The 14,740-nt window shown below is 53.0% G+C and carries 11 protein-coding genes; 7 read left to right on the forward strand and 4 right to left on the reverse strand.

Annotation, left to right across the window (positions count from 1 at the left end; genetic code table 11):
* The first annotated feature begins 19 nt into the window (after positions 1-19).
* The 4 genes from relA to eno all read left to right on the forward strand — a co-directional run bounded on the left by relA (position 20) and on the right by eno (position 6,332).
* Positions 20-2,239: a GTP diphosphokinase gene (gene relA / locus VPR01S_RS18620; RefSeq protein ID WP_021706922.1), complete on the forward strand. Its 2,220-nt coding sequence runs from the start codon at positions 20-22 to the stop codon at positions 2,237-2,239.
* A 106-nt stretch (positions 2,240-2,345) separates the two neighbouring features.
* Positions 2,346-3,140: a nucleoside triphosphate pyrophosphohydrolase gene (gene mazG / locus VPR01S_RS18625; protein ID WP_021706923.1), complete on the forward strand. Its 795-nt coding sequence runs from the start codon at positions 2,346-2,348 to the stop codon at positions 3,138-3,140.
* A 174-nt stretch (positions 3,141-3,314) separates the two neighbouring features.
* Positions 3,315-4,952, forward strand: coding sequence for a CTP synthase (gene pyrG, locus VPR01S_RS18630; protein ID WP_021706924.1), 1,638 nt, complete (start codon positions 3,315-3,317; stop codon positions 4,950-4,952).
* A gap of 78 nt (positions 4,953-5,030) precedes the next feature.
* Entirely contained in the window at positions 5,031-6,332 is a 1,302-nt protein-coding gene (gene eno, locus VPR01S_RS18635; RefSeq protein WP_021706925.1) for a phosphopyruvate hydratase, read from the forward strand.
* A gap of 93 nt (positions 6,333-6,425) precedes the next feature.
* Here eno and VPR01S_RS18640 read toward each other — a convergent pair whose 3' ends face one another.
* Complete coding sequence (locus VPR01S_RS18640; protein WP_021706926.1) at positions 6,426-7,640, reverse strand: multifunctional CCA addition/repair protein; 1,215 nt, start codon at positions 7,638-7,640, stop codon at positions 6,426-6,428.
* Positions 7,641-7,729: 89 nt separating this feature from the next.
* On the opposite strand from VPR01S_RS18640, the gene VPR01S_RS18645 reads away from it, so the two are divergent.
* Both VPR01S_RS18645 and VPR01S_RS18650 read left to right on the forward strand, forming a co-directional pair.
* Positions 7,730-9,340, forward strand: a complete 1,611-nt coding sequence (locus tag VPR01S_RS18645) for an ExeA family protein (RefSeq protein ID WP_021706927.1) — start codon at positions 7,730-7,732, stop codon at positions 9,338-9,340.
* Positions 9,340-10,092 (forward strand): general secretion pathway protein GspB, encoded by a 753-nt coding sequence (locus VPR01S_RS18650; RefSeq protein WP_021706928.1) that lies wholly within the window; start codon positions 9,340-9,342, stop codon positions 10,090-10,092. The genes VPR01S_RS18645 and VPR01S_RS18650 overlap by 1 nt, the downstream gene beginning before the upstream one ends.
* Before the next feature lie 77 nt (positions 10,093-10,169).
* On the opposite strand, the gene VPR01S_RS18655 is transcribed toward VPR01S_RS18650, so the two are convergent.
* The 3 genes from VPR01S_RS18655 to VPR01S_RS18665 form a co-directional block, all read right to left on the reverse strand.
* Complete coding sequence (locus tag VPR01S_RS18655; RefSeq protein WP_021706929.1) at positions 10,170-10,781, reverse strand: TIGR04211 family SH3 domain-containing protein; 612 nt, start codon at positions 10,779-10,781, stop codon at positions 10,170-10,172.
* Positions 10,782-10,939: 158 nt separating this feature from the next.
* A complete protein-coding gene (locus VPR01S_RS18660) occupies positions 10,940-12,202 on the reverse strand; it encodes an inorganic phosphate transporter (protein ID WP_021706930.1) in 1,263 nt (420 codons plus the stop codon).
* A gap of 127 nt (positions 12,203-12,329) precedes the next feature.
* Complete coding sequence (locus tag VPR01S_RS18665; protein ID WP_040903121.1) at positions 12,330-13,010, reverse strand: TIGR00153 family protein; 681 nt, start codon at positions 13,008-13,010, stop codon at positions 12,330-12,332.
* Positions 13,011-13,215: 205 nt separating this feature from the next.
* On the opposite strand from VPR01S_RS18665, the gene VPR01S_RS18670 reads away from it, so the two are divergent.
* Positions 13,216-14,733: a CYTH and CHAD domain-containing protein gene (locus VPR01S_RS18670; protein ID WP_021706932.1), complete on the forward strand. Its 1,518-nt coding sequence runs from the start codon at positions 13,216-13,218 to the stop codon at positions 14,731-14,733.
* The last annotated feature ends 7 nt before the right edge of the window (positions 14,734-14,740 follow it).

Raw genomic sequence — 14,740 nt, forward strand, 5'->3', positions numbered from 1 at the left:
AATATAACAGGACGAAAAGATGGTTGCGGTACGAAGCGCACATTTGAATCAAGACGAACAGTTTGAGCTGGAGAAGTGGATCTCTAGTCTGAAGCAGGATAAAGAGACGGCCAACCGGCTGAGTAACGTTTATCGCCAGTGCGAAGAACTGCTGAACGGCACAGAGCAGGGGCCGTTGCTGTTGTGGCGTGGCCGGGAGATGATCGAAATTTTGATCACCCTGTCAATGGATCGGGCCACGCTGGTGGCCGCTCAGCTGTTTCCGATCGTAACCAGTGGCTTGTTTGAGCGCGAATTGCTCGAAGAACATTACGGTAAAGAGATCATCAAACTGATCGACGGCGTTGAAGAGATGGCGGCAATCGGTCAGTTGAACGTCACCATGTCTGGCGGTGCGGCGTCGGCACAGGTCGACAACGTGCGCCGTATGTTGCTGGCGATGGTCGATGATTTCCGCTGCGTGGTGATTAAGCTGGCTGAGCGGATTTGCAACCTGATTGAAGTGAAAAAGGCGCCGGATGAAGTGCGCCGTGCGGCGGCGAAAGAGTGTGCCAACATCTACGCGCCGTTGGCTAACCGTTTGGGCATTGGTCAGCTCAAGTGGGAGATTGAAGATTACGCGTTTCGTTATCAGCACCCTGATACCTACAAGCAGATCGCCAAACAACTGGCTGAGCGTCGGATCGTCCGTGAGCAGTACATCAAAGACTTTGTCGATGATCTGGCGGAGGAGATGGCAGTGTGTGGCATCAATGCTGAAGTCAGTGGCCGTCCTAAGCATATCTACAGCATCTGGCGAAAGATGCAGAAGAAAAATCTGGCGTTTGATGAGCTGTTTGACGTCCGGGCGGTGCGCATTATCGCTGACAAGCTGCAGGACTGTTACGCCGCTCTGGGGGTGGTGCACACTAAATACAAGCATCTGCCGAGTGAGTTTGACGATTATGTCGCCAACCCGAAACCGAACGGTTATCAGTCGATCCACACCGTGATCCTGGGGCCGGAAGGCAAGACCATCGAGATACAGATCCGCACCAAGCAGATGCACGAAGAGTCTGAACTTGGCGTGGCTGCCCACTGGAAATACAAAGAAGGCAGCAGTGCGCGCAGTGGCTACGATGAGAAAATCACCTGGCTGCGCAAGCTACTTGACTGGCAGGAAGAGATGTCCGACTCCGGTGAGATGCTGGATGAGTTACGCAGCCAGGTGTTTGATGACCGGGTATACGCCTTTACGCCACGTGGTGACGTAGTGGATTTGCCGATGGGGGCCACGCCACTTGATTTCGCCTACCACATTCACTCTGAAGTGGGCCACCGTTGTATCGGGGCCAAAGTGGCAGGTCGGATCGTGCCGTTCACCCATAAGCTGCACATGGGCGATCAGGTCGAGATCATCACTTCGAAAGAGCCGAACCCGTCACGTGACTGGTTGAATCCGTCGCTGGGCTTTGTGCATTCCGGGCGGGCACGGGCGAAAATCAATGCCTGGTTCCGCAAGCAGAGCCGGGAGAAGAACCTCGAGGCCGGTCGTGAGATCTTAGAGCGTGAACTGGTTAAGATTGGTGCCACGCTGAAAGATGCAGAGCAATACGCGCTCAAGCGCTTCAACGTCAACACGCCGGATGAGCTCTACGTGGGGGTCGGCAGCGGTGACTTGCGTATCAACCAGATCATCAATCACATCAATGCGTTGGTGAACAAACCGACCGCGGAAGAAGAAGATCTTCAGGCGCTGGAGAAATTGCAGGAAGCCGAAAACCGGGCACCGGCGCAGAGTCGGCCAAAGAAAGACGCGGTGGTGGTCGAAGGGGTCGATAACCTGCTGACGCATCTGGCGCGCTGCTGTCATCCGATTCCGGGTGATGACATCTGCGGTTACATCACGCAAGGACGGGGTATCTCCGTTCACCGCAGTGATTGTGAGCAGTTGGATGAGCTGCGTCATCATGCACCGGAACGCATCATTGATACCGTCTGGGGCAGTGGTTTTGTCGGCTCGTATATTCTGACGGTGCGTGTCGAAGCGATGGAACGCGGTGGGTTAGTGAAAGACATCACCACCTTGTTTGCCAACGAAAAAATCAAAGTGACCAGCATGAAGAGTCGCATTGATTATCGCAGTCAGTTATCGATCATGGATTTTGATCTGGAAGTGAACAACCTTGAGGTGCTCAACCGCATCGTCAAACGGGTCGAACAGATCCGGGACGTCATGTCGGTGAAACGTCTTGGTTAAGCGCCGCTGATAACGAGGCTACCCAGCCGGTGGCTACGCAAAGCAACAAAATGACCAGGGCGAGCGGTGCAGACGGCTCGCCTTTTGGTTACAGGAAGAGAAGAACATGAGTCATCCTATTGAACAACTTGAAGCGATCATGACCAAACTGCGCGATCCGGACGGCGGCTGTCCGTGGGATCTGAAACAGTCATTTGACACCATTGTGCCGCACACCATTGAAGAGACGTATGAAGTGGTGGACGCGATTCATCAGCGTGACTGGCCGAATCTGCAGGAAGAACTGGGCGATCTGCTGTTTCAGGTGATTTTTTACAGTCAACTGGCCAAAGAGCAGGGGTTGTTTGATTTTTCCGATGTGGTTGAGGGCGTGAATGAAAAGCTGACTCGTCGTCACCCGCACGTGTTCACCGCCATGGCGTTGGCGGACGAAGACGACATTCACGCCAACTGGGAAGCCGAAAAAGCCAGAGAAAAAGCCCGTGCGGGCAAAACGGAGCAAAGTATCCTAGACTCAATACCAAACTCTTTGCCCGCGCTGTCCCGGGCAACCAAAATTCAGAAGAAGTGCGCCCGCTATGGCTTTGACTGGGACTCGCTGGGGCCCGTGGTCGACAAAGTACATGAAGAGATTGACGAAGTGATGGAAGAAGCGCTTCAGGTGACACCGGACCCGGCCAGTGTGGAACTGGAACTGGGGGATTTGCTGTTTGCCACGGTGAACCTGTCCCGCCATTTGGGGGTAAATCCGGAAGTGGCGCTGGGCAAAGCCAACACCAAGTTTGTGCGTCGTTTCAAAGGCGTGGAAGCCAAAGTGCGCGAGCAGGAGAAAACCTTGCAGGAATGCTCATTGGCGCAACTCGATGCGCTGTGGGATCAGGTCAAACGCTCGGAGGAGTAGGCGACCGGTTGTTTGCACCCAGTCAAGTCGGGCCGCCACAGGTTTGATTTGAAGCAAAAAATAAAAAATTCTAGTGTGATAGATTTCACGTTGTGGCGGTAAGGAGCTTCTGGTATATTTACGTCCCGTCCAGAAGAAATCCATTTCCCTCATTCAACCAATTTCAGGTTAAACATGACGACAAATTACATTTTTGTTACTGGCGGGGTTGTATCCTCTCTAGGTAAAGGTATTGCAGCGGCCTCTCTTGCAGCGATTCTAGAAGCTCGTGGTCTTAAAGTGACCATCATGAAGCTAGACCCTTACATCAACGTTGACCCGGGCACCATGAGCCCGACTCAGCACGGTGAAGTATTCGTGACAGAAGACGGCGCTGAAACAGACCTAGACCTTGGTCACTACGAGCGTTTCATCCGTACTAAGATGACCAAGCGCAACAACTTCACGGCCGGTCGTGTTTACGCTGACGTTCTGCGTAAAGAACGTCGCGGTGACTATCTGGGCGCCACCATTCAGGTTATCCCTCACATCACGAATTCCATCAAAGACCGTGTGGTTGCTGGTGCGGAAGGCCACGACGTCGCGATCGTTGAGATCGGCGGCACGGTGGGCGATATCGAATCCTTGCCATTTATGGAAGCGATCCGTCAGTTGGCGGTTGAGCTGGGCCGCGAGCGCGCGATGTTCATGCACCTGACGCTGGTTCCTTATCTGGCGGCTGCGGGTGAAGTCAAAACCAAGCCAACACAACACTCAGTGAAAGAGCTGCTGTCGATCGGTATTCAGCCTGATATCCTGGTATGCCGCAGCGATCGCATGATCCCGGCGAACGAGCGTAAGAAGATTGCGCTGTTCTGTAACGTGCCAGAGAAAGCGGTTATCTCCATGAAAGACGTAGACTCGATCTACAAGATTCCGCAACTGATCAGAGCTCAGGGCCTGGATGATCTGGTATGTGCCCGTTTTGGCATTGATGCCCCAGAAGCGGATCTGGCCGAATGGGAACAGGTGATTTACGAAGAAGCGAATCCGACCGGTGAAGTGACCATCGGTATGGTAGGTAAGTACATCGAACTGCCAGACGCTTACAAGTCCGTTAACGAAGCACTGAAACACGCAGGCTTGAAAAATCGCCTGAGCGTTAATATTAAGTATGTAGATTCACAGGATGTTGAGACTCGCGGCGTAGAAGTGCTGGAAGGTCTTGACGCGATCCTGGTACCAGGTGGCTTCGGCGATCGCGGTATTGAAGGTAAGATTCGCTCAGCGCAGTATGCGCGTGAAAACAAAATTCCGTATCTGGGTATCTGTCTGGGGATGCAAGTAGCACTGATCGAGTACGCACGTAATGTCGCGGGCATGGAAGGTGCGCATTCAACAGAATTTAACAAAGGCACCAAATACCCTGTGGTAGGCTTGATCACAGAGTGGGTCGACAACGAAGGTAACGTCGAAGAGCGTACTGAGAAGTCGGATCTGGGTGGCACGATGCGTCTGGGCGCACAGCTATGTCACCTGGAGAAGGGCACGAAAGCCCGTGAACTGTACGGTAGCGACACCATTCATGAGCGTCACCGTCACCGTTACGAAGTGAACAATAACTTGCGTCCTCAGATTGAAAAAGCGGGCCTGAAAGTGTCTGGTCTGTCTGCGGATAAGAAACTGGTTGAAATGATTGAGAACCCGGCTCACCCATGGTTTGTAGCGGCTCAGTTCCACCCAGAGTTCACGTCGACGCCTCGTGACGGTCACCCTCTGTTTGCTGGTTTCGTTAAAGCTGCTGGTGAATACTCGCGCAGCGAAGAGAAGTAAAGGGATACGGGCAGTAGCGTCAGCTGTGCTGCTGCCCTTTAAATTTGACATTTATATTTGAAACGAGAGGAAACATTAATGTCTAAGATCGTTAAAGTTCTAGGTCGTGAAATCATCGACTCACGCGGTAACCCAACTGTTGAAGCTGAAGTACACCTAGAAGGCGGTTTCGTAGGTATGGCAGCTGCTCCATCTGGCGCATCTACCGGTTCTCGCGAAGCTCTTGAGCTACGTGACGGCGACAAATCACGTTTCCTAGGTAAAGGTGTTCTGAAAGCAATTGAAGCCGTTAATGGCCCAATCGCTGAAGCCCTGGTTGGCAAAGACGCAAAAGCGCAAGCTGACATCGACCAAATCATGATCGACCTAGACGGCACTGAAAACAAATCTAAATTCGGTGCGAACGCTATCCTGGCTGTTTCTCTGGCAAACGCGAAAGCTGCAGCAGCTGCGAAAGGCATGCCTCTGTACGAGCACATCGCTGAACTCAACGGTACTCCAGGTCAATTCTCTATGCCTCTGCCTATGATGAACATCATCAACGGTGGTGAGCACGCAGACAACAACGTTGACATCCAAGAGTTCATGATCCAACCAGTTGGCGCAAAAACTTTGAAAGAAGGTCTACGTATCGGTGCTGAAGTATTCCACAACCTGGCTAAAGTTCTGAAAGCAAAAGGCATGAGCACAGCAGTTGGTGACGAAGGTGGTTTCGCTCCTAACCTAGAATCTAACGCTGCTGCACTGGCTGCAATCAAAGAAGCGGTAGAGCTTGCTGGTTACGAGCTGGGCAAAGACGTGACTCTGGCTATGGACTGTGCTGCCTCTGAGTTCTACGACAAAGAAGCTGGCAACTACAACATGAAAGGCGAAGGTAAAATCTTCACTTCTGAAGAGTTCAACCACTACCTGGCGGGTCTGGTTGAGCAATACCCAATCGTTTCTATCGAAGACGGTCTGGACGAGTCAGACTGGGATGGCTTTAAGCACCAGACTGAACTGCTGGGCGACAAGATCCAACTGGTTGGTGACGATCTGTTCGTAACCAACACTAAGATCCTGAAAGAAGGTATCGAGAAAGGCATCGCTAACTCTATCCTGATCAAGTTCAACCAAATCGGTTCTCTGACTGAGACTCTGGCTGCAATCAAGATGGCGAAAGACGCAGGTTACACCGCAGTAATCTCTCACCGCAGCGGCGAAACTGAAGACGCAACTATCGCTGACCTGGCGGTAGGTACTGCAGCAGGCCAAATCAAAACGGGTTCTATGAGCCGTTCTGACCGTGTTGCTAAGTACAACCAGCTGATCCGTATCGAAGAAGCACTGGGTGAGCGCGCACCATTCAACGGTCTGAAAGAAGTGAAAGGCCAAGCTTAATTTAAGCTCAGCATAGACACTTTAAAAAGCCCCGCATTGCGGGGCTTTTTTGTCTCTGCGAGGCGCGTGTCTGCGCGCGTCCATCAGTGGCGATCAGTCCGCTGTTTTGATTGCCTCAATACGGCGTTTTTCCAGCTCGTCACGAATGGCTTTCCCTTTAAATCCATCCGCAATCACCTGTTGAACATCCACGTTGAGCGCGGCGTGGTAGGCGCGCAGAAAAATCGCCCGTTGCGGGTACGGATTCTGTTCCAGACCAAGCCGGCCACGGTGGTCGGCTTCACAGCACCGCAGCACCGCGTTTAACCGCTCGGGTTTGCGCCATACATCCAGCTTGTTGAGCACTTTCAGCTTGGTGGCCGGCTTAAGTTCGGCCGCGCGGTGAACATTGGAATGTTGTGCGCACACCGCCAGCGCCAGATCGCGATATTCGTTCGGAATCCGGATCCGCTCACACAATTGTTCAATCAAGCTCAGGCCAGTGTGGCAATGCAGCTTATGGCTCGGCCACTCTTTTTCTGGTGTCACGCCTTTGCCCAGATCGTGCACCTGTGCGGCGAAGCGCACTGGCAGAGCCTCAGACAGTTGCGCTGCTTGCTCGGCCACCATCAGGGTATGAACACCGGTATCGATCTCCGGGTGCCACTTTTCGGGTTGTGGGACGCCAAACAGCCGGTCGAGCTCCGGCAAAATGTGTTTGAGGGCGCCACAATCGCGCAGTATCTGAAGAAACACCTGTGGCGCAGAAGTTGAGAGGGATTTGTGCCACTCCTGCCACACCCGCTCAGCGGTCAGGTGATCCAACTCTCCACTGGCGGCGATGTTAGCCATCAACGCCATGGTTTCGTCGGCAACGCGAAAACCGAGGTGAGCGAGTTTCGCTGCAAAACGGGCGACTCTCAATACCCGTAAGGGATCTTCGACAAACGCGGCCGAGACATGGCGCAGAATCCGGTCATGGAGATCCTGCTGGCCGCCATAAGGGTCAATGATGTTACCCTGGGTGTCTTGTGCCATTGCGTTGATGGTCAGATCGCGGCGCAGCAGATCGTCTTCCAGCGTGACGTCCGGTGCGAAGTAACAGTCAAAACCTTTATAGCCAGCGCCGGTTTTGCGTTCGGTTCGGGCCAGAGCATGCTCTTCCTTGGTGTCTGGATGCAGAAACACCGGGAAATCTTTACCGACGGGCGTAAAGCCCGCGTCGAGCATCTGCTGTGGAGCGCTGCCGACGACAACCCAATCTTTGTCATAGACAGCAATATTGAGCAACTGGTCGCGCACAGCGCCACCAACTAGGTATACTTGCACTTATCAAACCTCAAAATCAGAAACAGCCATTGGCTTGGATTACACGGCAATGGTACTTTTCTTATTAGTGAAATTATAGAGACGAGAGAATGTATAAGGAATTTTTTGGATTTGTGGAATTGCCGTTCTCGATCGTTCCCAATTCTCGTTACCTGTTTCTCAGCCAGCGACACAAAGAAGCCATCCAGCATCTGCGTGCCGGGCTAGGCGACGGGGGCGGCTTCGCCATGCTCAGCGGCGAAGTCGGTACGGGAAAGACAACGGTTGCCCGTGCAATGCTCAAATCTCTCGACCCGACCACACAGGCCGGGTTTATTTTGAATCCGACCTTCTCCGATATTGAGCTGTTGCAGGCGATTTGTGATGAATTCAGCATCCAGTATCCGGCGGATGCGACTCTCAAACAGCTCAGCCAGGCCATTTACCAGTTTCTGCTCCACAGCCATGCGCACGGCAAACAGACACTGCTGGTGATCGATGAAGCGCAACATCTGGCGGCGGACGTACTCGAACAACTGCGTTTGCTCACTAACCTGGAAACAGAGAGCCGTAAGTTATTGAAGGTGCTGTTGATTGGTCAGCCAGAACTGCAGCAGAAACTGCAGATGCCACAGTTGCGACAGCTGGCTCAGCGGATCACCGGACGCTACCACTTACTACCGCTCAATATTGAAGAGACCGCCAAGTACATTCAGTTTCGTCTCGATTTGGCCGGCGGCGAACGGGATCTATTTGCAGTCAAAAGCCTTAAACTGATTGGGGTACAGACGCAGGGCATTCCTCGTCTGATCAACCTGGTGTGCGACGCCGCGCTCAAACAGGCGTATCAGATCGGGGAGCATAAGCCGAGCCATGCAACCGTACAGAGCGCCTGTGAAGAAGTTATGGCGTTTCAGAGTTCCTTTAATGTCTCAGCCAAGATTGCGCCGCCAAAACGCTCTGGTATGGCGCTGACGGCTTCTGTGGTGATTGGCTTGGGTCTCGCCTGGCTTGGGTATCAATGGACACCGGTGATGGCTCAGCCCTGGATTGAACAACAGATTGAAGCGCAGCATCCGCAGCAGCCGGACGTGGAAATTACACAGGAAGTGATGCCGCCGTCCCTGACGGAGGCTTTGGTTCGTTCCACCTCACTCGAAGAGCCGCTGGCGGAGCTGTATAAAGTCTGGGGGTATCAGGCTTCTATGCTGGATCGCTTCTGTGCTGACAACGACAACAGCCTGTTCCGCTGTGAGAGTGCCATGGGGGCGCTCAGTGATATTGAGCAGCTTGGTTTTCCGGTGGTGTTAACTCTGCATGTCAACGGTCAGGCTAGCTACGCAGTGCTGTATCACCTCGGTGCCGATACGGTGCAGCTGTTGGTGGATGGACAGCGCCTTGAGTTTGAGACCAAGTGGCTGAAAGAGCTGTGGTCAGGGGAATACCATTACATCTGGCAAAGTGTCTGGCATGCAACCCTCAAACCTGGCATGCGTGGCAGAGCAGTCGCGATGCTGAATGAGCGTCTGTCGCTGCTAATGGGGGACAGTTATGATGGCAGTGATCGCTTTGATGCCGAGCTGAAACGTAAAGTCGAAATGTTCCAACGCTGGCAGGGACTGAACGTCGACGGCATTGCCGGGGTGCGGACGCTGCGTCGTCTGGAGTTGATGACGCAAACCAATCCGCCCGTTCTGTCTGTTGTGAAGGAGGACGTCTGATGTCGAATGTCTTGAAAGCGCTGGAGCAGTCAGAGCGCAGTCATCAGCAGTTACACAATTCCGCTCCGGGGGGCGCCAGTCGTCAGGCCGTCAGTCACAGAGCGGATACGCCATTGTGGTTGCATGCAACCTGCCTGTTGCTGCCGGCGGTGGCCACGGTTTCCTGGGTGGGCTATCAGAGTTATCAATCGGCGCTGGTGGACTGGATAAGCAGCAATCAGCCACAAGAAGTGGTCGTGGATGTGCCAGCGGCGCTGTCGGTCAAACCGTACCCGGATTTTGCAACGCTGGCGGTGAATCGGCGGACCACGCCACTGCCACAGGCGGAGCCTGCCATTCGTCGCGATGAGCCAACACCGTCGACCTCATCGGCACCAAGTGCCGACTCTGAGCTGGATGGGGTCGACCTCAGCTCGCTGCCACCGTCACTGGCGCGGCGGGTAGAAGCGGCCATGTCGTCTGAGTCGGTCAGAGCTGCGATGCGAGATACCGGTGAGGCGGACGACGCTGCGGTGGATTTATCGATGGCGGGCGATGATCTGATCGGTCAGTTACCTGCCATGAATTTTCAGACCCATGTGTACACCAGTGACGCCAATCGCCGCTGGGTGAAAATTAACGGTCAGGAATACAAGCAAGGGGAACAGATTGATGCGGATACCCAACTGGTGCGTATCGCGCCGCAATCGTGCACCATTCGTTTTCGCGGTAAGCTGATTCGTGTGCCAGCGCTGTATGACTGGCCAGGCTGAGTACAAGCACTACAAAAAAGGTCACCAGAGGGTGACCTTTTCTTTTTATCTTCGGTTATCGACGTCTTCGGGGGCGATTACGCCCAGCCCGCCGGAGAGCGTTTGCGACGCGGCATGATGTGCGGCAGAATCAGGCCGAACAACAGACCGGCACCCGCGACACCACCGCCGTACATAAAGTACTTCAGCAGCAGATCTTCTTTCTGAGTATCCAGACGAGCACGCAGTTCACGGACTTCGGTTTGAGACTCAGTCAGTTGCTGGCTGATGTCACTGTAGTTTTGCTCCAGTTCCGCAATCTGCTTATTGCGAATGTCCAGCGAGTCGACCAGTCCGGCTTTGGCGGAGTCGGCGTTCTTCTGGGCATTAGCCAGTTTGTCTTTCACGTCCGATAACTCTGCTTCCAGTTTTGGCAGGCGAACCGCCATACTTTCTTGAGAGGTCACGAATTTGGAATCCACCCAGCCTTTACGGCCACGTTCATCGACGATTTGGGTGAAGCCGGCTTCTTTGCTGGTAGACACCAGAGTGACTTTCTCACCAGCGTCCACACTGCCAATGATTCGGTACTGAGTACTAGGACCTGAGTGCATGTAGGTAAATAGTTTGTCCGCAATGTAACGGTTTTGGGCGAGGGCCGCCGGTACTACCAGCATTGAAGCCAGAACCATGCAAATCAGTTTTTTCACGGTAAATCCTTTCAGTGTTGCTTTGTTTGTATATCGCGCTTGAGGCAGCAAATAGTAAAAACTTTCGGCGGTATGATCAACTAAGAAGGGAGGCAAAGCCTCCCTTTCTGTGCGTTTGAGTCAATAATGACAGAGCGCTTACATAGTGTTGACGCGGCTTAAGCGCCGAATAAGGCCTGCATTGCATAGAAGAATACGACCGCCAATAGGGCTCCTGCCGGTAGCGTGACAATCCAGGACGCCACGATGTTACGCACAACGCCTAAGTTAAGGGCGGCAATACCACGCGCAAAACCCACACCCAGTACCGCGCCGACCAGTGTCTGTGTCGTCGAAATAGGCAAACCGGTACCTGAGGCCAGAACCACAGTCGAAGCGGTTGCCAGCTGCGCTGCAAAGCCACGGCTAGGGGTCAGTTCGGTAATACCGGTACCAACTGTTGCCATGACCTTATGACCCAGCGTCGCAAGACCCACAACGATACCGATCCCACCCAGCGGCAGAATCCACCAGGCAATTTCACTTTTCGCGGTGATTTGTCCCATGTGCTCAACCGTCGATACCACAGCAGACAGAGGGCCAATCGCGTTAGCAACGTCATTTGAGCCGTGCGCAAAGGCCATCGCACACGCTGTGATCACCATCAGTACGGAAAAGATGCTTTCCACACCGGCAAAGCTGTGATCTTCATCGCGGTTGGCAAATTTCTTCTGAATGTAGAGGAAGCCGCCGATCATCACCAGTGCCGACACCACCATAGCCCAGAACCAGGCTTCGGTGTTGCTCAGGTGCAGGCCAACGTGCTTCAGCCCTTTCTTGATCGTCACCAGCGCGATCACCATAGTAGTGATGAACATGTACACAGGCACAAAGCGCTTGGCGTTGATCAGTGGCTTCTCGGTATCAAAGATCAGGCGCTGTGCGCTGACAAAGATAACGTAAGCAAAGAAGCCGGAAATGATAGGGGTAATGATCCAACTGCCCACAATACCTTTCACACTGCCCCAGTCCACCGCTTCGGTGCCAACGGACACACAAGCAAAACCGATGATGGCACCGATAATCGAGTGGGTGGTCGATACTGGCCAGCCCATGTAGGACGCCAGCAGCAGCCAGGTGCCGGCTGCCAGCAGCGCGGACATCATGCCGTATACCAGAATGTCAGGCTGGTTGGCGAAAAGAGAGGTTTCAATCACACCTTTACGGATAGTATCGGTTACTTCACCGCCTGCAAGGTAAGCACCCGCAAATTCAAAAATCATCGCAATGATGATGGCTTGTTTTACGGTCAGCGCTTTTGAGCCGACTGATGTACCCATTGCGTTGGCGACGTCATTTGCGCCAATACCAATTGCCATCAGGAAGCCGAAAAGAGCAGCAACAATAATCAGGACAGTGCCGTAGTTCGCGAGGATATCCATCGTAATACCTAGTTGTTTTTTATAACAAGCGGAGCAAAAACGAGACACACGATGACCCCTCGATGTGCTCAGGTCATCGTTAAATACAAGTGTGTCTGTCTGGTGCTCTTCGTTATTTGATTAACTGTTAAGAGCGGGAAAGCATCAGCTCAAGACGTGCGCCTACGCGCTGCGCCTGATCTGCAATACCGCCGACCCATTCAAAGATTTTGTACAGGAACATCACATCGATTGGATTCATGTCCGCTTCGATCGCCATCAGTTGCTGACGAAGCTGGATTTGCATCGCATCGGTGTCATCTTCGATCACATCCAGTTGATTGATCATCTCAGCCACAAGTGTCACTTCGCGGCCTTTGAATCCAGTTTCCAATAACTCATCGAGCTCGTTGATCACTTTTTGCGCCTGATTCGCCGCATCCAGACAACGTTTTAAATAAGCGATGAAGTTTTCTTGTAGAGGGGCAGGAATGATGAGCTGGCGACCGTAGACACGGCCGGCGACATCTTTCGCCAGGTTAGCCAGTTTGTCTTGCTGGGTCAGTAGCTCCAGCATGTCTGTACGGTCGACAGGCATGAACAAACCGCGAGGAAGTTTCAGGCGGATTTCGCGCTTCAATACGTCAGCTTCTTTCTCAAGGTGAGAAATCTGTGCGCGAATTTCTGCTGCTTTTTCCCAGTCGCCCTGAGAGCACACTTCAAAGAAGTTCACCAGGTGAGAGCAACATTCGTTTACACAAACAACGTGTCGCTGCAAAGGCTTAATAGGGGACTTTGCAAATAACCCCATGATTGTATTTACTGGCATGGTTATTCAACCTAATTGCTATAACCTTAAAAAAACATACACCATTTCGTGGCGAAATGTTGAACGATGGCTATAAAGGCGCGCATGGTAACGCATTAAATCACTCATTAAAACTGTTTTAGATCATCATTGGGGCGATATTTCCTTCTTGCCCCGCTGGAATTTAGGCAATATCCTGTCGCTATCTGCTTTGAAAGGTACAACTATGGAAACCGAGATAGAACTGAAGTTTTTTGTTTCTCCTGAATTTTCAGAAACCTTACGTGACAAGATTTCTGAAACCAAAGTACTTCAGCACAGTTGTCGAGAGCTTGGTAATACCTATTTTGATACGCCTGATAACTGGTTACGAAAGCATGACATCGGGCTACGGATCCGCCGCTATGATGATGTTTTCGTGCAAACGGTGAAAACCGCAGGCCGGGTGGTCGCAGGGTTGCACCAGCGACCGGAATACAATGCCGAACACTCCTGCAACACTCCTGATTTAACTCTCCACCCCGAAGATATCTGGCCTGAAGGCAAAGCCTTAGACACCCTGCAAACTGAACTTACGCCCTTATTCTCAACCAACTTTGCCCGCGAGCAATGGCTAGTAGGAATGGCGGACGGGAGCCAGGTCGAAGTCGCTTTTGACCAAGGGCTGGTGGTCGCGGGGGAGCAACAAGAGCCGATTTGCGAGGTAGAGCTGGAGCTGAAATCGGGTCAAACCGATGCGCTGTTTACGCTGGCACGCACCTTGGGTGAGTCTGGGGGAATGCGTCTTGGGAACCTGAGTAAAGCGGCGCGTGGCTACCGCCTGGCAATGGGGTATGAAATTGGCACCGCGCAACCTTTGTCTCTGGTGGATACCGACAAGCACGACACGGTGGAATCCTGTTTCATCAAATCGCTTGAGCACGCGCTGGCACACTGGCACGACCATGAGCAGTTGTACACGGAAACGGAATCGGTGCCAGCGCTGCATGAAATCAGCCATGCGATCAGCTTTATCCGTCAGATTTTAACAGTGTTCGGTGGCATCGTACCGCGCCGCGCCAGTGCCATCTTACGTCAGGAACTCAAGTGGCTGGAAGAGGAATTGGGCTGGCTGAAAACCTACGATTACCTGGAAGACTTGCTGGAAGATAAAGGACACGCGCTGCGTAAGCTCGATGCCCGCAAGTTTTTGGTCGGTGAATTGAAATTGTTGGAAGAGCAGCTCCCCGAGCGGGAAGAGACGTTGCAATTGCTCAGCTCCGCCCGTTATACCGGACTGCTGCTGGATTTGAGCCGCTGGATCCTGACCCGAGGCTGGCAGCCATTTCTGGACGATAAAGCGCGAGAGAAAATGGCGCGCAATATTCAGGCCTTTTCAGTGCAGCAATTGGATCGCACCTGGGCGGAATTGCTCGAAGCGTTTCCGCCGGAGCGTGAGTTGTCCAAACAGGAGTATATTGACCAGCAGTATCGTCTGATGCGCAATCTGTATACCGGGATGAGCTTTGCTAACCTGTACAACCCGGACGAGCGGATGAGTTTTCGTCTCCCCTGGGCAGATTTGATGCAGGGCATTGACGACCTGTTAACGCTCAAGCCGCTGGAAGTGTTGACCGACAAGCTTGAAGGCGAAGAGCAGGAGCAGTTACTGCGCTGGCTGCAACGCCAGGAGAGTTCCATTTTGCATGCCATGGAGCAGACGCGCCTCATCAGTGTCGAGGCCAAGCCTTACTGGCAGGAATGATGACTTA

The sequence above is a fragment of the Vibrio proteolyticus NBRC 13287 genome, from assembly GCF_000467125.1.
Taxonomy (GTDB): Bacteria; Pseudomonadota; Gammaproteobacteria; order Enterobacterales; family Vibrionaceae; genus Vibrio; species Vibrio proteolyticus.

What these genes read in the sequence shown, in the direction of transcription:
- relA (WP_021706922.1), top strand. Translation starts at nt 20, where the DNA reads ATGGTTGCGGTACGAAGCGCACATTTGAATCAAGACGAACAGTTTGAG.
- mazG (WP_021706923.1), top strand. Translation starts at nt 2,346, where the DNA reads ATGAGTCATCCTATTGAACAACTTGAAGCGATCATGACCAAACTGCGC.
- pyrG (WP_021706924.1), top strand. Translation starts at nt 3,315, where the DNA reads ATGACGACAAATTACATTTTTGTTACTGGCGGGGTTGTATCCTCTCTA.
- eno (WP_021706925.1), top strand. Translation starts at nt 5,031, where the DNA reads ATGTCTAAGATCGTTAAAGTTCTAGGTCGTGAAATCATCGACTCACGC.
- VPR01S_RS18645 (WP_021706927.1), top strand. Translation starts at nt 7,730, where the DNA reads ATGTATAAGGAATTTTTTGGATTTGTGGAATTGCCGTTCTCGATCGTT.
- VPR01S_RS18650 (WP_021706928.1), top strand. Translation starts at nt 9,340, where the DNA reads ATGTCGAATGTCTTGAAAGCGCTGGAGCAGTCAGAGCGCAGTCATCAG.
- VPR01S_RS18660 (WP_021706930.1), bottom strand. Translation starts at nt 12,202, where the DNA reads ATGGATATCCTCGCGAACTACGGCACTGTCCTGATTATTGTTGCTGCT.
- VPR01S_RS18665 (WP_040903121.1), bottom strand. Translation starts at nt 13,010, where the DNA reads ATGCCAGTAAATACAATCATGGGGTTATTTGCAAAGTCCCCTATTAAG.
- VPR01S_RS18670 (WP_021706932.1), top strand. Translation starts at nt 13,216, where the DNA reads ATGGAAACCGAGATAGAACTGAAGTTTTTTGTTTCTCCTGAATTTTCA.